This is a genomic window from Sphingomonas sp. BL-S-30, from assembly GCF_055521475.1.
The window spans coordinates 4,302,587-4,324,051 of the sequence record NZ_CM145481.1; the positions used below are offsets into that span (position 1 = coordinate 4,302,587).

The 21,465-nt window shown below is 67.2% G+C and carries 18 protein-coding genes; 13 read left to right on the plus strand and 5 right to left on the minus strand.

Going from position 1 to position 21,465, the window contains the following annotated elements:
* The first annotated feature begins 41 nt into the window (after window positions 1–41).
* The 5 genes from ACZ1I5_RS20100 to ACZ1I5_RS20120 all read left to right on the plus strand — a co-directional run bounded on the left by ACZ1I5_RS20100 (window position 42) and on the right by ACZ1I5_RS20120 (window position 4,580).
* Window positions 42–989, plus strand: a complete 948-nt coding sequence (locus tag ACZ1I5_RS20100; RefSeq protein ID WP_465171003.1) for an alpha/beta hydrolase — start codon at window positions 42–44, stop codon at window positions 987–989.
* Entirely contained in the window at window positions 986–1,375 is a 390-nt protein-coding gene (locus tag ACZ1I5_RS20105) for a carboxymuconolactone decarboxylase family protein (protein WP_465171004.1), read from the plus strand. Before ACZ1I5_RS20100 ends, ACZ1I5_RS20105 begins: the two co-directional genes overlap by 4 nt.
* A 139-nt stretch (window positions 1,376–1,514) precedes the next feature.
* A complete protein-coding gene (locus ACZ1I5_RS20110; RefSeq protein WP_465171005.1) occupies window positions 1,515–2,888 on the plus strand; it encodes an MFS transporter in 1,374 nt (457 codons plus the stop codon).
* A complete protein-coding gene (locus ACZ1I5_RS20115) occupies window positions 2,869–3,765 on the plus strand; it encodes an amidohydrolase family protein (protein WP_465171006.1) in 897 nt (298 codons plus the stop codon). The genes ACZ1I5_RS20110 and ACZ1I5_RS20115 overlap by 20 nt, the downstream gene beginning before the upstream one ends.
* On the plus strand, window positions 3,762–4,580 hold the full coding sequence (locus ACZ1I5_RS20120; protein ID WP_465171007.1) for an amidohydrolase family protein: 819 nt from the start codon (window positions 3,762–3,764) through the stop codon (window positions 4,578–4,580). The genes ACZ1I5_RS20115 and ACZ1I5_RS20120 overlap by 4 nt, the downstream gene beginning before the upstream one ends.
* Window positions 4,581–4,763: 183 nt before the next feature.
* Here the strand turns inward: ACZ1I5_RS20120 and ACZ1I5_RS20125 are convergent, their stop codons facing one another.
* The 3 genes from ACZ1I5_RS20125 to ACZ1I5_RS20135 are packed head-to-tail and all read right to left on the minus strand — an operon-like array spanning window position 4,764 to window position 8,037.
* A complete protein-coding gene (locus ACZ1I5_RS20125) occupies window positions 4,764–6,182 on the minus strand; it encodes an aldehyde dehydrogenase family protein (protein ID WP_465171008.1) in 1,419 nt (472 codons plus the stop codon).
* The gene (locus ACZ1I5_RS20130; protein WP_465171009.1) at window positions 6,182–7,108 is read right to left on the minus strand and encodes a DUF6282 family protein; all 927 of its coding nucleotides are present in this window, start codon (window positions 7,106–7,108) and stop codon (window positions 6,182–6,184) included. Before ACZ1I5_RS20130 ends, ACZ1I5_RS20125 begins: the two co-directional genes overlap by 1 nt.
* Entirely contained in the window at window positions 7,105–8,037 is a 933-nt protein-coding gene (locus tag ACZ1I5_RS20135; RefSeq protein ID WP_465171010.1) for a cupin domain-containing protein, read from the minus strand. The genes ACZ1I5_RS20130 and ACZ1I5_RS20135 overlap by 4 nt, the downstream gene beginning before the upstream one ends.
* 287 nt (window positions 8,038–8,324) lie before the next feature.
* On the opposite strand from ACZ1I5_RS20135, the gene ACZ1I5_RS20140 reads away from it, so the two are divergent.
* The 3 genes from ACZ1I5_RS20140 to ACZ1I5_RS20150 are packed head-to-tail and all read left to right on the plus strand — an operon-like array spanning window position 8,325 to window position 11,662.
* Window positions 8,325–10,451, plus strand: coding sequence for an acetate--CoA ligase family protein (locus tag ACZ1I5_RS20140; protein ID WP_465171011.1), 2,127 nt, complete (start codon window positions 8,325–8,327; stop codon window positions 10,449–10,451).
* Window positions 10,452–10,472: 21 nt separating this feature from the next.
* On the plus strand, window positions 10,473–11,330 hold the full coding sequence (locus tag ACZ1I5_RS20145) for a p-hydroxycinnamoyl CoA hydratase/lyase (RefSeq protein ID WP_465171012.1): 858 nt from the start codon (window positions 10,473–10,475) through the stop codon (window positions 11,328–11,330).
* A gap of 5 nt (window positions 11,331–11,335) precedes the next feature.
* Window positions 11,336–11,662, plus strand: coding sequence for a carboxymuconolactone decarboxylase family protein (locus ACZ1I5_RS20150; protein ID WP_465171013.1), 327 nt, complete (start codon window positions 11,336–11,338; stop codon window positions 11,660–11,662).
* A gap of 11 nt (window positions 11,663–11,673) precedes the next feature.
* On the opposite strand, the gene ACZ1I5_RS20155 is transcribed toward ACZ1I5_RS20150, so the two are convergent.
* Entirely contained in the window at window positions 11,674–13,284 is a 1,611-nt protein-coding gene (locus ACZ1I5_RS20155; protein ID WP_465171014.1) for a GMC family oxidoreductase, read from the minus strand.
* Between the two features lie 194 nt (window positions 13,285–13,478).
* Here ACZ1I5_RS20155 and ACZ1I5_RS20160 point away from each other — a divergent pair, with 194 nt between their 5' ends.
* The 5 genes from ACZ1I5_RS20160 (at window position 13,479) to ACZ1I5_RS20180 (ending at window position 20,568) form a co-directional block, all read left to right on the plus strand.
* Entirely contained in the window at window positions 13,479–14,987 is a 1,509-nt protein-coding gene (locus ACZ1I5_RS20160) for an aldehyde dehydrogenase family protein (protein WP_465171015.1), read from the plus strand.
* 133 nt (window positions 14,988–15,120) lie between these two features.
* Window positions 15,121–16,341, plus strand: a complete 1,221-nt coding sequence (locus tag ACZ1I5_RS20165) for an FAD-dependent monooxygenase (protein ID WP_465171016.1) — start codon at window positions 15,121–15,123, stop codon at window positions 16,339–16,341.
* Window positions 16,278–17,540: an alpha/beta hydrolase gene (locus tag ACZ1I5_RS20170; RefSeq protein WP_465171017.1), complete on the plus strand. Its 1,263-nt coding sequence runs from the start codon at window positions 16,278–16,280 to the stop codon at window positions 17,538–17,540. The genes ACZ1I5_RS20165 and ACZ1I5_RS20170 overlap by 64 nt, the downstream gene beginning before the upstream one ends.
* Complete coding sequence (locus tag ACZ1I5_RS20175) at window positions 17,540–18,421, plus strand: helix-turn-helix transcriptional regulator (RefSeq protein ID WP_465171018.1); 882 nt, start codon at window positions 17,540–17,542, stop codon at window positions 18,419–18,421. The genes ACZ1I5_RS20170 and ACZ1I5_RS20175 overlap by 1 nt, the downstream gene beginning before the upstream one ends.
* 38 nt (window positions 18,422–18,459) lie before the next feature.
* Window positions 18,460–20,568, plus strand: coding sequence for a PQQ-dependent dehydrogenase, methanol/ethanol family (locus tag ACZ1I5_RS20180; RefSeq protein WP_465171020.1), 2,109 nt, complete (start codon window positions 18,460–18,462; stop codon window positions 20,566–20,568).
* A 27-nt stretch (window positions 20,569–20,595) separates the two neighbouring features.
* On the opposite strand, the gene ACZ1I5_RS20185 is transcribed toward ACZ1I5_RS20180, so the two are convergent.
* A complete protein-coding gene (locus ACZ1I5_RS20185) occupies window positions 20,596–21,396 on the minus strand; it encodes an alpha/beta fold hydrolase (RefSeq protein WP_465171021.1) in 801 nt (266 codons plus the stop codon).
* Window positions 21,397–21,465: the final 69 nt, after the last annotated feature.

Sequence of the window (21,465 nt, forward strand, 5' to 3'; positions counted from 1 at the left end):
GGCGGCTCCGCATCGCCCGCGATGCGCGTCCCGGGCTGATCGTGACTGACGGCCCCCTGCTTGCCGAAGGACTGGCCGAGTATCTCGCCGCCGTACGCCGGCCGGCCGGCCCGCCGCCGCCGCTCGAAACGGCGCGCCTGATCGCCGATCGCGACGCGCACCGCATCGCTTGGCCCCGCCCTGCGGGCATGACGGTATCGAACAGCTATGTCGTCGATCGCGGCATGGAGACGCCCGTCCGGCTTTATCGCCCGACGGGCGAAGGGCTGAGTCCGGCCATTCTCTATTTTCATGGCGGCGGCTTCACCACCGGCAGCATCGAAAGCTATGACTGCCTCGCGAGCGCCCTTGCCGACGCGACGGGGGCGACGGTTATCAGCGTCCATTATGCCCGCCTGCCCGAGGCAACGCCGCGCGAGACGATCGAGCAATGTCACGCCGTGCTGCGCTGGGCTTTCCGCCTGGCCGACACCCTCGGGATCGACGCAGCGCGGATCGCGGTCGCGGGTGACAGCGCCGGCGCCTTCCTCGCCACGCAGCTTGCCGTGCTGGCGCGCGATCGCGGCGACCCGACCCTGGCCTGCCAGCTGCTCTGCTATGGCCTGTACGATCTCCATCCGGACCGTCCGGCCTATGCGGCGGCACGCGACCCCGCCCTGGCGCGCCCGGTCATCGAGTCGATGATCGCGACCTATCGCGCCTGCGACGCGCGCAGCCGGGAACCCTTGCCCGCGCCGCTGCATCTCGACGATCTTTCGGGCCTGGCGCCCGCGATCCTGCTCGGTGCCGAGCACGACGCGCTGCTGGCCGAGGGAGGCGACTATGCGGCGCGGTTGCGCGACGCCGGCATCGCCGTCGAGGAGCGAATCGCCCCGGGCATGTGCCACGGCTTCCTGCGCGCCGTTCGTTTCTCCCAGCCGGCGCGCGACGAGATGCAGTGGCTGGGCGCGGCATTTCGACACCATCTCAACGCAAGGACAGGCTCATGACTCTCAAGACCGACGACCCCGCATTCCAGGCCGGCCGCGAGCTGCGCCGGCAGCTGTTTGGCGATGCCAGCATCGAGCGCCTCGACGCGGCGGACGATTTCCACGAGCCGCTGGAAAATTACGTCACCTCGGCGTGTTTCGGCGAAACCTGGACTCGCCCCGGCCTGACGCTGCGTGAACGGAGCCTCGTCACCATGGCGATCTGCGCCGCGCTCAACCGCCACACCCCGCTCAAGCGCCTGGTCAAATGCGCGGTCGTCAACGGCGCGACCAAAGAGGAAATCCGCGAGGTGCTGCTCCAGACCACGCTCTATATCGGCGTCGCGGGCGGCGTCGAAAGCTGGGCGCTCGCCGCCGAGGCGCTGAAGGAAATCGACGCCTATTGAGCTGGGGCTGCGGGGTGGCGCAAGCCGCAGATCCCGCTAGGCGACACTCAAAAAATCGGTTATTGACGAACGTCATTAGATATAAGCGCATGGGATGGCGGGACGCAAAGCCCGGAATGCGCGGGACAGGAGAGCGACATTGGCTGCCAATGATCAGGACAGGATGGCGGAAGCCCCCGACCGGATGAGCCCGTATCAATGGGCGATCGTGATCCTGTGCTGTCTCACCAACGTGGCGGACGGGTTCGACGTGGTGTCGCTCTCGGTCGCCGCGCCGGTGCTGTCGAAGGACTGGCATGTCGATCCGGCGGTACTGGGCACCATGTTCAGCGCGGTCGCCGTCGGGCTGGTGATCGGTGCGTTCGTCGTCGCCCCCTTCGCCGACCGGATCGGGCGGCGTCCGATCATGCTGGGCGCGCTCGGCACGCTGGCGGCGATGCTGCTGCTCACCGGCATCAGCGCGACCATCTGGCAGCTGCTGCTCCTGCGCTTCGTCACCGGGATCGGACTCGGCACCCTGGTCGTCTGCCTCAATACCACCGCCGCCGAGAATGCGAGCGAGAAGGCGCGCAACATCGCGATGGCCCTGGTTCATCTCGGCTTCACCCTGGGCATGATGCTGGGCAGCGGCATTGCCGCCCTGGTGCTTCAGGAAACCGGGGGATGGCGCCCGATCTTCTTCTTCGCCGGCGCGCTCAACGTCGTGACTTTCCTGGTCAGCCTGTTCCTGCTCGGCGAATCGCGCGAGTTCCTGCTCCGCCGCCAGGCCCGGGGCGACCTGGCCTGGCTCAATCGGATTCACCGCCGCATGCGGATCGCCGAGCTCACCGCGATGCCGCCCAAGCCGGCGAAGACGAGGGATCGCGGTGCCGCGGTGCGCACAATGCTGCTGCCCGAGATGCGTACCCAGACCATTCTGTTCTGGGTCGCCTCGCTTACTTATGCGATCGTCGGCTATTTCCTGCTCAACTGGAAACCGACGATCCTCGCCAATGCCGGGCTGACCCCGACGCTGGCGGCGGCCAGCGGCATCATCACCGGCGCGTGCGGCGCGATGGGGCATCTCGCCATGGGCGTGTTCGGCCGCCGCGTCGGCGAAGGCAGGCTGACCGTGATCTTCTTCGGCATGGCGGCGATCACCCTGGTGATTTTCGGGATCCAGCCGCCCGACCCGATTCCGCTGCTCGCGACGGCGGGCATCACGACCTTCTTCGTGGTGGGAGCCTATACCGGGCTCTTCCTGGTCGCGGTGGTGATGTATCCGCCGCGCATCCAGAATGCCGGGGTCGGCTTCATGGTGGGGTTCGGGCGGATCGGCGCGATCGTCGGGCCGATCATCGGCGGGTTCCTGCTGAGCGCCGGCCTCACCCGGATGGACACCTATTTCGTCTTCTCGGCGATCGCGGTGATCCCGGTTGTCGCGATGCATTTCGCCAATCGCGCCATGGCGCGCAGGCCACGGTCCGCCGATACTTTCTCGCCAGGAGCCCTTGATGCCGAGCCCGCACTTTAAACTGTTCGATACCCATGCCCATTTCTTCACCAGCGACACGACCCGCTATCCGGTCGACCTGACCGGCGCGCGCGAAGGCAGCGAGGCCATGCTCAAGCGGCTGGAAAGCGATCCGGCGACGGCCGAGCGCGTGCTGGCCCTGTGGGACGAATGCGGCGTCACCGGCGGCGCGGCGGTGCAGTACAACACCGTCTACAAGACCGACAACAGCTACACCCTGGCCGTGGCCGATGCGCATCACGACCGCGTCTCCGCGGTGCTGATCCTCAACGCCGCGGCACCCGGCACGCCCGAACAGCTGCGCCTGCTCGCGACGCGCCACAATGTCAGCGGCCTCAGGCTGTTCGGCTATCCCGACGAGGCGGGCAATTACCCGTGGCTCGATTCGCCCGCGGCGATCGAGACCTGGGAAGTGGCCGCGTCGCTCGGCCTTCGCATGATCGTGATGTACGCGCCGGGCAAGCCGTCGCACGCCGCGCTGCGGCGGATCATCGCGCTGGCGCGGCGCTTTCCCGACACGGTGATCGCGCTCGATCATTGCGGATGGCCCGGGGTGGAAGGCGGCGTGAAGGGCACGATCGGGCCCGAGCATCTCGAGCTGGTCGACGTGCCGAACGTCCATTTCAAATTCACGCAGATCAACGTCAACCGCTTCGCTGAAACCGGGATCGATTCGGCCGAGTTCGTTCGGCTGCTGGTCGATACCTATGGCGCTGACCGGGTGATGTGGGGGTCGGACTTCGGCAATACCAAGACGACCTATCTCGAGATGGTCGAGCAGGCCCTCGCGGCGACCTGGCTGCTGACCGACGCCGAACGCGAGAAGATGCTGGAGACCAACGGCCGCCGGTTGTTCGCTGGCCGCCCCGCGCGGTGAGCGCGTCCCCCAGGCAGCCGGCGCCCGAACCGCCCGTCATCGACGCCCACGCCCATGTCTTCACGCGGGCGATGCCGTTCACCGACACGGCCTGGACTCGGCCCGATTATGATTATCCGGTCGATGCCTATCTGGCCGATCTCGATGCGCACGGCATCTCGTTCGGGGTGATCACGGCGGCGAGCCTGTTCGGCGACTATAACGACTATAGCCTCGCCGCGCTGGCCCGGCACAAAAGGCTGCGCGCGACCGTGATGCTCGATCCCGGCACCGGCGCGGCCGAGCTGTCGGCGCTGAAGGTGCAAGGGGTGAGCGGGGTACGGTTCCAGATTCCGCTGAGCGCGCCGCTGCCCGATGTGAAGGGATATGGTTTCCGCCGCTTCGTCACCCGTTTGGCGGATGCGGGGATGCACCTCGAGCTCAATCTCGGGGGCGAACAGCTGTCGCAGATGCTGCCCGCGCTGGCCGACCATCCGGTGCCGGTCGTGGTCGATCATTTCGGTCTGCTCCGCAGCGAAGGCGAGATGGAAGGCCCGGGCTTTACCGCGCTGCTGCGCTCGGTCGCGATCGGCCGCACCCGGGTGAAGATATCGGCCGGCTTCCGCCTGCCCGCCGACCGGCTGGAAGGTTATGCGCGGCGGCTATTGGCGGAGGCTGGACCCGAGCTCCTGTTCTGGGGCAGCGACGCGCCCTTCGTCGGCGCGGAGGACCGTGTGTCGTTCGCGGACACGCTCGCCACCTTCTACCGCATCGTCCCCGACGCACGCGACCGGCGCCTCATGTCCGACGCCGCGTTGCGCTTCTACTTCTTCTGACCCGTTCGCCGGCGAAGACCGGGGTACAGGCGCCGAACATTGTACGGGAACTTGTACAACGTTCGGCCAAAATGTCAGTGGCCCTCATGACATTTTGAACAACGCCGCCGTTCGATTCAATTGGCCTGTCCGCCCGACTATTGCGCCGCCATGGCATCGCACCCGGAAATCCCGGCAGGAGGGTCAAGCTGCGGCGAGCGGCACGGCGTTGATGACCTGCGCCTGGGTATATTCCTCCAAGCCTTCCTGGCCCATCTCGGTGCCCATGCCGGACTGTTTCAGGCCGCGAAACGGAATGCGCGGATCGATTGCCATCAGCTGGTTGATCCACACCGTGCCCGACGTGACGCGCTGCGCCACTTGGGTCGCGCGGGCAAGGTCGGTGCCCCACACCGTGCCACCGAGCCCGTAATCGGTTCCGTTCACCCGCTCGATCAGCGAGTCCAGGTCGTCATATTTGAGCACCGGCAGCACCGGCCCGAACTGCTCGTCACGGACCAGTGGCGCATCGTCGTCGATGTCGCGCACGATCGTCGGCCGGATGAAATAGCCCGGCCGGTCGAGCGGCTCGCCGCCGGCGATCACCGTGCCGCGCGTACGGCTGTCCTCGATCAGCGCCGAGACCTTCTCGTACTGGAGCCGGTTCTGCACCGGCCCGATCTGCGCGCCCTGATTGGCGCCGTCGTCGATCACCATCTCGTCCGCCAGCCGGGCAAGTTCGCCGCAAAATTCGTCGTAGAGCGGCTCGGGCACATAGGCACGCTTGATCGCCACGCAAATCTGCCCGGCATTGCGCATCGCGCCTTCGAACACCTTGCCGGCGACCTGAATCGCGTCGACATCGTCGAGCACGATCGCCGCGTCGTTGCCGCCCAGTTCCAGCGTGACCCGCTTGAGCGTGCCCGAGGCCGCCGCCAGCACTTTCTTGCCCGTGGCGGTCGACCCGGTGAAGGCGATCTTGGCGATATCGGGATGCGCGGTCAGCGCCGGGCCGAGTTCGTTCTCGTCGCAGAGGATGTTGACCACGCCGGGCGGCAGGATCGCCTGGCAGAGCTCGCCGAACAGGCAGGTGGTGAGCGGCGTGGTCGGTGCCGGCTTGCATATCATGGTGTTGCCCGCGACGAGCGCCGGTCCGACCTTGTTGACCAGCAGCATCAGCGGGAAGTTCCACGGCGTGATCGCGGCGACCACGCCCAGCGGCGTGCGATGCTCGGTGATGAGATTGCCGCCCTGATCGCGCAGCACGCGCGGCTCGATCCGCATGCCGGCAAAGGCGCGCAGCACGAATACGCCGCCGAGGATTTCCTTGGTCGCCTGGTCGAGCGGCTTGCCCTGTTCCGCGGTGAGCAGGGCGGCGAATTCGGCGACGCGCGCCTCGAGCGCGCCGGCGAGCGCCTCGACCAGCGCGGCGCGCTCCCCGATCGGCGTCGCCGCCCAGCCGGGAAAGGCCCGTTTTGCCGCCGCCACGGCGGCTTCCATCAGGGTCGCATCCGCCTTGGGGCATTGCGCGAAGGGCGCCGCCGTGGCGGGATTGATCACGTCGAAGCTGGACGCGCCGGGGACCAGCGCGCCGTCGATCAGCAGATGATAGTCCCGCGCCATCAGGCCGACACCGTCTCGTGCGAGGGCGCGACGTCGGCGGTCTCGATATCCTCGAGCCCGACCAGCTTCGCCGCGTTGCCGCCGATCAGCAGGCGGATGGCGGCGTCGTCATAATCCAGATCGATCAGCATCTGGATCACGTAGCGCAGCCCCTCGACCGGGGTGGGATTGCCCACCTGGCCCAGGTCCGATCCGATGATCGTATTGGGCACGCCGCCCGCCTCGATGCACATCTTGAGGCTGTCCTTGGTGTAGTTCCTGCCCTGGACGCCCGCCCACATGCAGCAGCTATGTTCGAGATAGGCCCCCATCTTCGCCAGTTCGGCCATGTCCGTGGTACTGCAGTCGATCAGGAAGGTCGGATGGTTGACCAGCAGGCGGGTGACGCCGCGCGCCTTGGCCTCGGCGAACAACGGCCAGATCTCGCTGATATGGAGGTGCCCGGCCGACAGCACAGCGTCATAGTCGGCGATCTGGTCGAGGATCAGCTTCACTTCGTCCTTCAGCTTGCCGCGCTCGTCGACCACGGTGAGCATGGTCGGGTCGAGCATCTTCTCCTTGGTCGGCAGGAACTGCCGGCGATGCGAATGGCGGATATGGTTCGCGGCCGAGAAGGTCGGCATCCATACCAGCCGCGCACCCAGCTTGAAGCCATGCTCCACCGCATAGGGGTTGAGGCCGCCGGTCGTGTTGTTGCACGGCACGCCGGTGAGCAGCTTGACCTTGCCCGGCATGATCTCGTCGAGCAAAGCGGCGACCGGCGTGACCGAATAATAATGGTCCTTGAACAGGATCGCGCGCAGCCCGGCTGCCTCTCCCTCCTTGATCGCCTCGACATGGTTCAGCCGGCGCGGCATCACCGAAGGCCCGCTATGGCAATGAAGGTCGATCGCGCCCTTCAACAGCTCGGAGATCCGGTCGCTCATTGTGCGTCTTCCTTGGACTGGAGGTCTCCGTGCTCGGGCATCGGATAATCGGCCGCGTTGAGCACCCAGCCGGGTTTGGCCGAAAAATCCATGCGCGGGGGGCAAAAGGCGTCGAGCAGCCGGTTCAGCCCCGGCGCGATGCCCTGCGAGGTATGGGTGGAAGGAGGCGGGATCACCGCGACCGACGGGGCGGCGCAGCGCTCGTGATCGTCCTCCAGCCACTTGGTCGAATCGCTGATCCAGGGCCAGCGCAGATGGTGGATATAGTCGCCGTCGAGCGCGATCGAATATTGCTCGAAATCGTCATGATGATGCGGCGAGAGATTGTCCGCCGCGCGCGGCCCCACGCGCCCGTCGCCGAAATTCACCATGATATTCTGGCCGCGATAGATCCGCCCGAACCGCCCCTGTTCCGGCGCGACATCGCCCGGATAGACCCGGACCTTGCGCCCGCCGACCGGCTCGGGCCAGGCCTGGAGCGGCGGCACGTTGGGATCGGCCACGGCATAATCGCCCGCGTTGGAGCACAGATCGACCAGGTCGGTGGACCGGGTGGTGAACAGCCGGAGCACCCGGCCGCCCTTCAGCACGGTGACCGCGCTGGCCCCGGCCGGCACGAACACGACGCTGCGGCCCCTCGCCACTTCAGTGCCTTCGTCGATGCTGATCTCGATCTCGGCATCGTCGTCGGGCAGGACGATGGCATATTCGTCGGGCTGGTCGGTCCGGCTGAAGGTCGCGCCTGCCTTCGCCTCGCTATAGGCGACGATCATCGTCTGCCCGCGCGCATACCAGGTCTCGGCCAGGTCGGATCGTTCCCGGGGCGGCTCTGCGTAGAAACGGGCATAACTTGCCTGTTTGAAGCTGGTCGGTGCCGGCGCCTTTGCCAAAGGAACGAGGCTGGTCCTCAGATCGTCACGCCCGTACATCGGCTCTCCTCACGCGATTCGCTCCCCGTGTTGCCGGCAAGTCGTTCGCACCATGGCTTATATCTACAGCGGCCGGACGCCCGCCGTCTAATTCCTTATCGGGGAACGCCCAATACCGTGGAAGTATCGGATTACCTGGATGAGACTCATATCGTGATCCTATCGTAAGCCGCTAAAATTGGCATTGGACCTGACGCCGCCGAGCGCCAAATTGGCCGCGAGCCGAATTCTCGGCCGCGCCGGGGAGGACAGGTTTGCCGCAAAGGGATCCATTCGATGATGGCAGCGTGTCGGTAGCCGACCGGCCGGTCGATCCGGCCCGCGACGGCGCGGCGGGGCTGGCGCGGCTGCTGCGCCCCCGCTCGATCGCCATCGCGGGCGCCTCGCCCGATCCGGCGACGATGGGCGGCGTGATCCTGGCCAATTGCGAGCGTTTCGGCTTTGCCGGCGAGATCCACCTCATCAGCCCGACCCGCGACGAGATCGATGGACGCCGCTGCGTGCGGTCGGTCGACGATCTGCCCCACGGCGTCGACGCGCTCGTGTTGAACGTGCCGCGCGCGGCGATCCTCCCGGCGGTGGAAGCAGCCGCGCGGCGCGGCGTCGGCGGCGTGATCGTCTTCGCGTCCGGCTTCGCCGAGGGCAGCGAGGACGGGCGGCGTGAACAGGACGAGATCGCCGCGATCTGCCACGCGGCGGGCATGGCGCTGCTCGGACCCAATTGCATGGGCTATGCGAATTATGTCGGCGGCGCGGCGCTGACCTTCGAGCCGGTCCATCCCCAACCGATGGGCAAGCGCCGCAGCGTGGCCGTCATCGCGCAGAGCGGCGCCACCGCGTCGGGCATTCGCGCCGCCATGCAGGGCCGGGGCATTGCGGTCGCCCTGCAGGTGGCGACGGGCAATGAGGCGGTCGTCCGCGCCAGCGACCTGATCGACCTCATCGTCGCCGAGCGGCAGGCCAGCGCGATCGCGCTCTATGTCGAGCAGATCCGCGATCCCGCCGCGTTCCTTTCCGCCGTGCGCAAGGCGCGCGATGCCGGCATTCCGGTCGTGATGATGCATCCGGGGCGCAGCAAGCGCGGACAGGAAGCGGCACAATCGCATACCGGATCGATGGTCGGCGACTATGCGCTGATGCAGACCTCGGTCGAGAACGAGGCAGTGGTCACCGTCGCCACGATGGATGAGCTGTTCGATGCCGTCGCGATCCTCCACCGCTTCCCCGCCCCGCCGCCGGGTGCGCTGGGCGTGGTGACCAATTCGGGCGCGATCCGCGGCATGGCCTTCGACTTCGCCGAGGCGATCGGACTGCCGATCGCCGATATCGCCGACGTCACGCGCGAACGGCTCGCTGCGCTGTTGCCGGCGGGCATGGAGATCGACAATCCGCTCGACGTCGGTACCACCGGCTTCGCCAAGGCGGACATTTTCGGCCTGTCGACCGCGGCGATGCTCGCCGATCCGGCGGTCGGCGGGGTGCTGCTGCCGATGGCGGGCGGCGGCCCCTCGCAGCAACGCGCCAAGGCCGGAGCGATCATTCCCGAGGCATTGGCCGCGACCAAGCCGCTTGCCGTGGCGATCACCGGCGACGATTCACCGCTCGACCCCGACTTCGTCGCGGCGATGCGCGACAGCGAGACACCCTTGTTCCGATCGCCCGAGCGCGCGATGCGCGCCTTCGCGGCAGTGGGTCGCTATGCCGCGGCGCTGGCCGAGGTCGGCGACCGGGCGCCCGCCGCGACCGGCCTGTCGGGCTGGGCGGAAGCCGGCGTGAAGCCCGAATATGCCGGCAAGGAATTCCTCCGGCAAATCGGCGTGCGGACGCCCGAGGGCGGGCTTGCCGCCACGCTGGAAGACGCGATCGGCATCACAGCGCGGATCGGTTTTCCGGTCGTGCTCAAAGCGCAGGCCGTGGCGCTCAGCCACAAGAGCGACGCAGGCGGGGTGATCCTGGGCTTGACCGATGAGGAGCAGCTTCGCGCCGGCTGGGACCTGCTGATGGGCAATCTCGGCAGCGTCGCTCTCGACGGTGTGCTGGTCGAACAGATGTCGGCGCCGGGGCTCGAACTGGTCGTCGGCGCGCGCAATCACCCCCAATGGGGACCGTCCGTGATGGTCGGGCTGGGCGGCGTGCTGATCGAAGCGCTCGATGCCGCCGAGCTGCTGCCCGCCGACATCTCGCACGCGCGGGCGGTCGAGCGCATCCGCGGCCTGCGCGGCGCCAAGATGCTCGGCGCCTTTCGCGGCCGGCCGGCGCGCGACGTCGATGCCGTCGCCGATGTGGTGGTCAAGGTCGGCGCGGCGATGCGCGCCGGGCTGAAGATCGAGGAAATCGACATTAATCCGCTGATGGTGATGGCGGAAGGCGAGGGCGCGATCGCGCTCGACGCGCTGATCGTCACCGGTGCATGAAGGCTGAGGAACGAAATGGACATGACGATGCAGGATAGCGACACGAGGCCGATCCCAGGCGGCAAGGACGTGCTGGTCGAATTCGAGGACGGAATCGCCTGGGTCCATCTCAACCGGCCCGACAAGCGCAACGCGATGAGCGTCGGCCTGGCGCGCGAGATGAACGCCGTGTTCGACGCGCTGGAGATCGACGATCGCTGCGGCGTGATCGTGCTCACCGGCAGCGGCGAGGCCTTTTCGGCCGGCATGGACCTGAAGGATTTCTTCCGCGCCACCGACAAGGTGTCGGACGTCGAACGCCACCGCGCCTATCGCGAAACGCGCGCCTGGCAGTGGCGCACCCTGATGTACTACGCCAAGCCGACCATCGCGATGGTCAATGGCTGGTGCTTCGGCGGCGCCTTCACGCCGCTGATCTGCTGCGATCTCGCCATCAGCGACGAGGACGCGGTGTTCGGCCTGTCGGAGATCAACTGGGGTATCATCCCCGGCGGCGTCGTCTCCAAGGCGATCTCGACCCTGATGGGCGACCGCGAGGCGCTGTATTACGTCATGACCGGCGAGAAGTTCGACGGGCGTCGTGCCGCCGAGCTCGGCCTGGTCAACCAGGCGGTGCCCGGGGCCGAACTGAAGGAGCGCACCCGCGAGCTGGCCCGCAACCTGCTGGGCAAGAACCCGACGGTGCTGCGCCAGGCGCGCATGGCCTATAAATATGCCCGCGAGATGAACTGGGAACAGGCGGCCGAATATCTCACCGCCAAGGGCGACCAGACTCATTTCGTCGATCCCGAACGCGGGCGCGAAAAGGGGCTGACTCAGTTCCTCGACGAAAAGACGTTCAAGCCCGGCATGGGCAATTATTCGCGCGACAAGGAATAGACGCGGTGGAACGACCCAGCGCCGCCAAGGGCAGCGAACTCGCCAGCGTTGTGCCGGCGTTCGTCGAGATGACCGACCGTGTCCTGTACGGCGAGGTCTGGGAGCGCGAGGGCCTGTCCAAGCGCGACCGGTCCTTGCTCACCGTGGCGGCGCTGATGACCGCCAATCGGCACCAGCAGCTCGAGGCACATCTGGGCCTGGCGCTCGACAATGGGGTCACGCAGGAGGAACTGGGTGAGGCGCTGCTTCACCTCGCCTTCTACGCGTCCTGGCCCGCTTCGGTGACCGCCTCCCGCCTTCTGCTCGACGTCGTCACCAGGCGTCAGGGCTGAGTCTCCGAGGCTCAGGCCTCGGGCGACAGCGGCGCGATGCCGCGGATCAGATCGGACGCGCGCTCGGCGACCATGATCACGGCCGCGTTGATATTGGCGCCGGGCACGCTCGGCATTACGGAAGCGTCGACCACGCGCAGGCCCGATACGCCCTTCACCCGGAGATGGCTGTCGACCACCGCCGCCGGATCCTCGCCCATGCGGCAGGTGCCCGTCGGATGCTGGGTGATCTTCAGATTGTTGCGGATGAAATCGTCGAGGTCCGCCTGACTCCCCGGCGCGATCTCGGCCTCGACCATATCGCTGAGCGGCGGTTGCGCGAAGATGCGACGCACCGCGGCGATGCCGCCGCGGATGTCGGCGAAATCGGTCGGCGTCGAGAGCAGGTTGAGGTCGATGCGCGGCTTGTCGAGCGGATCGGCCGAGCGCAGGTCGACCGTGCCGCGGCTCTCGGGATGGAGCTGCATCACCATCACCGAGAGCACGTGCGACTGCCGCTTGCCGAACGGATACCACAGCTTCGCATCGAGCCTGACGGGCAGGAAGACGAGCTGGATGTCGGGCCGTTCGAGCTCGGGCCGGGTGCGCAGCATCAGCACGCCGCTGGTGATCTGGCTGGCAAAGGCGCCCTTGCCGGTCATCGCCCAGCGCAGCACCGACAGCGCGGCACGATCGAAGCGCAGCGCGTTCAGGAAGCTTCTCGGCTCGCGTGCGGCGAAGGTCATATAGACCAGGGGATGTTCGGAAAGGTCGCGGCCGACACCCGGCGCGTCGACCAGCACGGGGATGCCGTGCCGCGCCAGCTGCGCGGCCGGCCCGATGCCGGAGAGCATCAGCAGCTGGGGCGAATTATAGGCCCCGCCGCTCAGCACCACTTCCTTGCGCGTGCGCACCTGCGCCGGCGCCGTTCCCTGCCGATATTCGACGCCGACCGCTCGGCCATGCTCGATCAGTACCCGGGTCACCTGCGTGCCCGACAATATCGTCAGATTGGGCCGCGCGAGCGCAGGGCGCAGATAGGCGGCGGCCGTGCTGGCGCGGCGGCCGCGGCGGTCGACCGTCACTTCGCATGCCGAAAACCCTTCCTGCCGCGCGCCGCTTAGATCGGCGCTTTCCTCGTGCCCGGCGGCCACCACTGACCGGCGGATCGGGTCGCCGAGCAGATGCCTGCCATCGACCGGCGTGACGGCGAGCGGCCCGCTATCGCCATGATAACGCCCTGCCCCGCGCCAGCTCGACTCCATCCGCCGGAAATAGGGGAGCACATCGGCATAGCTCCAGCCGGCGGCGCCCATCTGGCGCCAGCCGTCATAGTCGCTCGAGTGGCCACGCATGTAGATCATGCCGTTCACCGAGGACGACCCGCCATGGACCCGGCCACGCGGGACTGGCAGCGAGCGGCCCGCCAGCTTGGCGTCGGGCTCGCTCGCATAGCCCCAGTCATAGGTCGGGTTAGCCGCGGTCATCATGAAGCCGAGCGGCATGCGGAACAGCCAGCTGTCGTCCTTGCCGCCCGCTTCGATCAGCAGCACCGACACCCGGCCGTCTTCGCTCAGCCTGTTGGCGAGCACGCAACCGGCCGAGCCGGCGCCAACGATGATATAGTCGAATTCCTGTTGCATCTCAGCGTCGCTGTTTCGCCGCAACTGCCACCGATTCCAATCCGATTTCCGGCATCCATGCCCCCGGCAATTTGTTGAACAGCGTTGTGACATGACAAATAGCGTTCGACAAGATATAATGCCGTTGGTTATGATGCATGTCGCGACGCCGGCTCGGACCACGAATCCGGGTGGCTCTGGGAGAGGTTTCTACGATGACGGGTGCCGCAATACTGGATCGACCGCTTGTGCCTGCGCTGGACAAGGCACGGGCCTTTGCCGCGAGCCGGCATCAGCTGTTCATTGGCGGGCAGTGGGTCGAACCGCTCGACGGCGGGCGTTTCGAGACGCACGACCCGGCGACCGGCGCGCGCCTTGCCGATATCGCCGAGGCGCGCGAGGCGGACGCCGATGCGGCGGTCGCCGCCGCGCGGCGCGCGATGGAAAATCCCGAATGGACCGAGATGAAGCCAGCGGTCCGCGCGCGGCTGATCAATCGCCTCGCCGACGCGCTGGAGGCGAATATCGACGAGTTCGCCGCGCTCGAGACGCTCGACAACGGCATGCCGGTGCGTGACGCGCGCTTCTTCCACATTCCGCACGCGATCGAGGTGCTGCGCTACAATGCCGGCTGGGCGACCAAGCTCAACGGCGAGTCGATCTCGCTCTCCGGTCCCGGTACCTGGCATGCCTATACCGTGCGCGAGCCGGTCGGCGTGGTGGCGCAGATCGTGCCGTGGAACGCGCCGCTGGCCATGGCCGCATCGAAGATCGCACCGGCGCTCGCGGCGGGCTGCGCGGTGATCCTCAAGCCGGCGGAAGAGACGCCGCTGACCGCACTGCGTCTGGCGCATCTGGTCGCCGAGATCGGCTTCCCGGACGGTGTGTTCAACCTGCTCACCGGCTTCGGCGAGACCGCCGGCGCGGCGCTGACCGCGCATCCGGGGGTGGACAAGGTGACCTTCACTGGATCGACGGAAGTCGGCAGGCTGATCCTTCGCGCCGCGGGCGGCAACTTCAAGCGCGTGACACTGGAACTGGGCGGGAAGACACCAGTGATCGTGCTGCCCGACGCCGATGCCGCCCGCGCGGTGGAGGGCGCGGCACGGTCGATCTTCACCAATGCGGGCCAGGTCTGCAACGCGGGCTCCCGACTGTTCATCCATGAGCGGCATTTCGACGAAGTGGTCGAGGGCGTGGCGCGGATTGCCGACTCGATGAAGATCGGGTCGGGGCTCGACACCGACACGCAGATGGGACCCGTCATCTCCCAGGCGCAGCGCGACCGGGTGCGCGGCTATGTGCGCCAGGGCGTCGATGCCGGCGCAACCCTGCGCGCGGGAGGACGCGAGGTCGGCGGCGACGGCTATTTCGTCTCGCCGACCATCCTTACCGGCACCGAACCGGCCATGGCGGTGCGTCATGAGGAGATTTTCGGGCCGGTACTCTGCGCGATGTCGTTCGGCGACGAGGATCTCGACCGCATCGCCGCCGACGCCAATGCGACCGACTATGGCCTGGGCGCGGTGATCTGGACCAACAATCTGTCCGCCGCGCACCGGCTCGCGCGCAAGCTCAAGGCGGGCACGGTGCGCGTTAACGGCGGCGGGCTGGATCCGGCGCTACCATTCGGGGGCTTCAAGCAATCGGGCTGGGGGCGCGAGAATGGGCGCGAGGGCATCGACGCCTATACCGAAACCAAGGCGATCGCGATCGCGCTCTGAACGCGACACGACCGTTTTCCCATCACCATGAGCAGCACGACGACAGAAAGGGCCGGTTTTCGCCACATCTGTTATTGACGAATGCCATTCGTCAGAAATATCGAGTGCGCATAAAAACTAAGGGGTATCCGTTTTGACTAAGAGCACGGGGATCGGAATCGTTGGCGGCGGCATTGGCGGATTGACCGCGGCGCTCGCACTGCTGCGCAAGGGCCACGAGGTTTCGATCTACGAACAGGCCAGCCAGTTGCAGGAAGTGGGGGCCGGCCTGCAGATCAGTCCCAACGGCGTGCGCGTGCTGTTCGAGCTTGGGCTCGAACGCGAGATTCGCCAGGTCTGCTTCGAGCCCGAGGGCAAGGAAATCCGCCTCTGGAACACGGGCGACACCTGGAAGCTCTTCGACCTGGGCGTCGAATCGCAGGCGCGTTACGGCTTCCCCTACATCACCATCCATCGCAATGACCTGCACCAGATCCTGGTCAAGGCGGTGGAGCAGGCAGCGCCGGGATCGATCCATCTCGACCATCGCTTCACCAGCGTCGACCGCAATGACGGCCGGGTGACGATCGCCTTTGACGGCAAGCCTTCAGCCAGTTTCGACGTGGTCATCGGCGCGGACGGCGTGCATTCGAAGATGCGCGAGTTGTTGTTCGGATCGGGTCCGGCCAAGTTCACCGGCATCGTCGCCTGGCGCGGCGTCATCCCCGCCGAATTGCTGCCCGAGCGGCTGACCCGGCCGATCGGCACCAACTGGGTCGGGCCGGGCGGCCATGTCATCCACTACCCCATCCGGCGCGGCGAGCTGATCAACTTCACCAGCGTGATCGAGCGGCAGGACTGGACGATCGAATCCTGGTCGACCCCCGGTACCAACCAGGAATATCATGACGATTATCCGGGCTGGCATGCCGATGTGCACGCCTATATCGCGGCGATCCCCCAGCCCTTCAAATGGGCGCTGATCGCGCGGCCACCGATGCAGCAATGGGTCAAGGGCCGCATCGCGCTACTGGGCGACGCCTGCCACCCCTCGCTGCCGTTCCTGGCGCAGGGCGCGGTGATGGCGCTGGAGGACGCCTGCATCCTGGCGCGCGCGTTCGAGGAATTCGACACCATCGACGAAGCGCTCGACCGGTACCAGCAGGCACGCATCCCGCGCACCACGCGCGCGGTGCAGGGCGCCTATGCCAATACCGAGCGCTTCCACAATCCGACGCTCGCCGACCCGGCAGGCGCGCAAATCTATGTCGACGAGCAATGGGCCGCCGACAAGGTGGTCGACCGCTATGAATGGCTGTTCCGCTACGACGCGACGCGCGTGCCGCTCGCCGACAGCCCGGTGACGACGGCGTGAGCGCGGTGGTGCCATCGAGCGGAAGCCGAGCCGCGTGGACGCGCACCCCGTTGATCCTGTCCTTCCCGGATAATCCGAAATTCAACGAGACCTATGGCTTTGCCGGAAATTCGGGGCATGTGAACCTGGAGGGGCAGCTGATGCGCAGCCCCGACTCCACATCGCGCACCGTCTATGTCTTCATGCACCCCACTTCGGTGCTGCACCTTTTGCCGATGCCGATCGCGCTGGCCGATGCCGGACTCGACGTGCTCTGCGCGGCCAGCCGCTATCCGCGCAACGACAGCGCGCTGATCCAGGAAAAGGTGGCGATCGATCTCGGCAAATGGATCGCGCATGCGCGCACCGCGCTCGGTTATGACAAGGTCGTGCTGCTCGGCTGGTCGGGCGGCGGGTCGCTGTCGCTGTTCTACCAGGCCCAGGCCGAAAGCCCGAGCATCACGCACACGCCGGCGGGGGATCCGGTCGACCTGATCTCCGCCGGCCTCCAGCCGGCCGACGGCGTGATCTTCATCGCCGCGCATCTCTCGCGCGCGGAAACCCTGACTGAATGGCTCGACCCGTCGGTAACCGACGAGCTCGATCCCGACCACCGCGATCCGGAATTCGACATCTACTCGCCGGATTGCCCCCATCAGCCGCCTTATACGCCCGAGTTCGTCGCGCGCTTCCGCGAGGCGCAGCGCGCGCGCAACCGGCGGATCACCAGTTGGGCCGAAAGCCAGCTGGCCCGCCTGAAGGCCTTGGGCACCGCCGAGCAGGAGCGCGCTTTCGTCGTGCACCGCACGATGTGTGACGTGCGCTGGCTCGATCCGACGGTCGATCCGTCGGACCGGCGGCCCAACTGGACCTATATGGGCGATCCGCTCGCGGTGAATGTCGGCCCGGTCGGGCTGGCGCGCTACACCACGCTTCGCTCCTGGCTGAGCCAGTGGAGCTATGACAAGTCGAACGCCAAGGGTCCGCTCAATGCCGCGAAGATCCATAAGACGCCGGTGCTGCTGATCGAGAACACCGCCGACGAAGCAGTGCCGTCGACGCACAACCCGGCGATCTTCGCGGCGCTGGCGACGCCCGACAAGGAATATCTCCGGCTCGAAGGTGCCACGCACTATTATCTCGGCCAGCCCGATTTGCTCGCGCGCTGCATCGACGCCGTGATCGACTGGAGCCGGCGCAAGGCGCTGCTCGAGGCATGATGGCGACGCTCGCTCACCCCAGCGGTCCGGAAGCCGGCGCCCGGTGGCGCGGGCGGGGCGAGCCGGACGAGCGCGCGACGGCGGACGCGCTGGCCGATCTGGTCGCGGCGATCGGCAGCGGCGCCTTCCCGGCGCGTTTCCTTGCGGCGATGCGCGTGCTGGCCGGGGTCGAGCTCTGCTCGGTATTCCGGCGCGATCGCGAAGGCGTGCGACTGATCTTTGCCGAGGGCGAGCGTTCGCCGCTGCCGGATTTCCCGCTCAAGGCCTCGCGTGACTATGCGCGCGGCTATTGGCGCTCCGATGCGCAATTGACGCGGCTGGCGCGCAGCCGGGGCCGGGTGCCGGTGATCGTGCGCCGCCGCGCCGCCGAGATCGCCGACCCGGACTATCGAGCCGCCTGTTACGACCGCGCGGGCGTGATCGAGCGCCTGTCGATCCTCTGGCCCGGACAGCCCGGCTTCATCGCCAATGGCTATCGCACCGTGGCCAGCACACCCTTTTCGACCAGCGACGTCACGCGGCTGGAACGCTATGCCGGGCTGCTGATCGCGACGCTCAAACAGCATCTCCGCGCCGACGCCTCGGCGGGGCATCTGCTCAACGAGGGGGCCCTGGTCGAGACCCTGCTCGCGCTCGAATGCGGGCTGAGCACGCGCGAGGCCGAGGTCGCCGCCGCGATGATCCTGGGCGAGACGCAGGAGCGGATCGCCCAGGCCAGGCAGCTCTCGCTCGCCACGATCATCACCTATCGCCGGCGCGCTTATGGCAAACTGGGCGTCGGCAGCCGGCACGAACTGGTGGCGCTGCACCGGCGGCTGCTCGCCGATCCGGACGGGCGGCTCGTTGACCGGCCGGACTCGTCCAAATATCATACAGGCTGATAAAGGGCCGTGCGCGGTTCGACAGGAGGGAATTGGGGATGGCATTGACCTTCTGGCGTATCGCGCTCGCATTCGGCTGCGCGGCGGTCGCCGCCCAGGGATTGAGCCAGGCTGCCCCGCAGCGCGGCAAGCCCGCCAATGTCGATCAGGCGCGCCTGCTTTCCGCTGATCGCACGCCGGGCGAGTGGATGGCACCCGGGCGCACCTATGACGAGCAGCGCTTCAGCCCGCTCGACCGGATCAGGGACAGCAACGTCGCCGGGCTGGGACTTGCCTGGTATGCCGACCTGCCGGTCGATCGCGGCGTCGAGGCGTCGCCGCTGATGATCGGCGGCGTGCTCTACAATATCGAGCCGTGGAACGTCACCGTCGCCTATGACGCCAGGACCGGCAGGGAGCTGTGGCGCTTCGACCCGAAGGTCGATCGCGACACGGGCAAGCTCGCCTGTTGCGACATCGTGACGCGCGGCGTCGCGGCGTGGAATGGCAGGATCATCCTCGCCACGCTCGACGGGCGGCTAATCGCGCTCGATGCCCGCACCGGCAAGCCGGTGTGGAGCGTGAACACCTTCGAGCCGGTCTGGCCCTACACCATCACCGGCGCACCGCGCGTGTTCGACGGCAAGGTCCTGATCGGCAATGCCGGGGCGGAGGGCGCGGCGCGCGGCTATGTGACGGCGTATGACGCCGACACAGGCAAACAGCTCTGGCGTTTCTACACCGTGCCCGGCGACCCGTCCAAGCCACAGCCCAACAAGATCCTCGACATGGCCGCGAAGACCTGGACCGGCGAATGGTGGAAACGCGGCGGTGGCGGCACGGTGTGGGATTCGATCGTCTATGATCCCGATCTCGACCTGGTCTATCTCGGGGTCGGCAATGGCGGCCCCTGGGTGCAGGCCTATCGCAGCCCGGGCGGCGGCGACAATCTGTTCCTGTCCTCGATCGTCGCGCTGAAGGCCGATACGGGCGATTATGTCTGGCACTATCAGACCACGCCCGGCGAACAGTGGGATTATACCGCCACCCAGTCGATGATCCTCGCCGACCTCACCATCGGCGGCCAGGTCCGCAAGGTGCTGATGCAGGCCCCCAAGAACGGTTTCTTTTACGTGCTCGACCGCGCGACGGGGAAGCTGATCTCGGCCAAGCCCTTCGTCGCGATGAACTGGGCGAACGGCATCGACATGGCGACTGGCCGGCCCAACATGAACCCGGAGGCGCATTATGGCGAGGTTCCGGTGATCGTCACGCCCGGCCCGGGCGGCGGGCATAACTGGAACCCGATGGCGTACAGCCCGCAGACCGGCCTCGCCTATTTTCCGGTCACGGAGATGTCCATGGCCTATTCGCTCAACCCGGCGTTCAAGCAGTCGCCGGGCAATATGAGCCAGCTCGGTATCTCGACCACCGGTTATGACCTGACCCGCAAGGCGGCGGCCGATTACGCGGCGGCGAACAACAAGACCTGGCTGACCGCCTGGGATCCGGTCGCGCAGAAGGAACGCTGGCGCGTACCCTATCCGCAGCGCGGCAGCGGCGGGCTGCTGGCGACCGCGGGCAACCTCGTCTTCCAGGGCACGGTCGGCGGCACCTTCGCTGCCTACAGCGCCGACACCGGCAAGAAGCTGTGGGAAACACCCGTCCAGCAGGTGCCGATCGCGGCGCCGATCAGCTATATGCTCGACGGCGAGCAATATGTGGCGGTCAATGCCGGCTGGGGCGGCGGGCTGGCCCATTCGACCAGCGCCAAGTCGCTCGGCTTCCCGCTCTCGACGCCGCGCCTGCTGGTGTTCAAGCTGGGCGGGACCGCCAGGCTGCCGGCGCTGGCAGGCGCCGGCCCAGCGCTGGTGAAACCCGCCGACACGACCGCGAGCCCCGAGACCATCGCGCGCGGCGAGCAACTCTATGCCCAGCATTGCGCGACCTGCCATGCCGAACAGGCGCGTGGCGGCATCAAGGACCTGCGCCGCATGAGCCCCGCCACCCATGCCGAGTTCCTCGACATCGTGCTGCACGGCAAGCGGCGCGAAAAGGGCATGGCGAGCTTCGGCGACGTGCTGGGCAACGAGGATGCGGAAGCGATCCACGCCTGGCTGATCCGCCGCGCCAACCAGGACTGGGCCGACCTGTCGAGCGGGAACTAGCCAGCCCGACAGTCCGGCCCGATCCCGTTATTTCGCCAGGGCAGCATCCTCGATCAGTGCCGCGACTTCGGCCGGGTGCGATATCATCACGACATGCGAAGCGCCCGGCACCACGACGACCCGCCGGACATGGGCGCGTTCGGCCATGAAGGCATGGGCCGCGGCGGGGATGTTGAGATCGGCCGCGCCGTAGATCGACCAGGACGGGATCGCCTGCCAGGCAGCGTTTTTCGACGGCTCGGTCAAGGCAGCCTGGGTGACGGGACGTTGCGTCGCGGCCATCAGAACGGCCTGGTCGTGCGGCACATCCGCTGCGAACTGGGCCGGGAACTTGTCCTGGCTGATATACAGGTCCTGGTTGCCGTCAGCGACCGGCACCGGCGGCGCCAGCGTGCCACCCAGCGTCGATCCCGGGAACTTGCCGCTGAGACCGAGGCTGGTCTCGCCGGCTGCCGGCATGAACGCCGCGACATAGACCAGCGCCTTCACATTGGCGTGACCCGCGGCAGCCTCACTGATCACGGTGCCACCATAGGAATGGCCGACCAGCACCACCGGCCCGGTAATGCTGTTCAGGATCGCCGAGACCTCGGCGGCATCACCTTGAACGCTACGCAACTGGTTGTCAGCCGCCGTGACGCGGTAGCCGTCATGGATGAGTTTCGCGATCACACCATTCCAGCTCGAGGAGTCGGCAAAGGCGCCGTGTACCAGCACGATGGTGGGCTTGACCGCCGAGTCCGCGGACTGCGCCTGCGCCTGCGCCGTCGCGGCGAAACCGAGGATGCCGAGCGTGAGCGCGGCCGAGAGTTTGAGGCGAGTGAACATCGGAGAGCCTTTCAGTGAGGTGGATCGCTGCGTACCCTCATTTCGTCGACCGGTAGGCTCCTGGCCAGT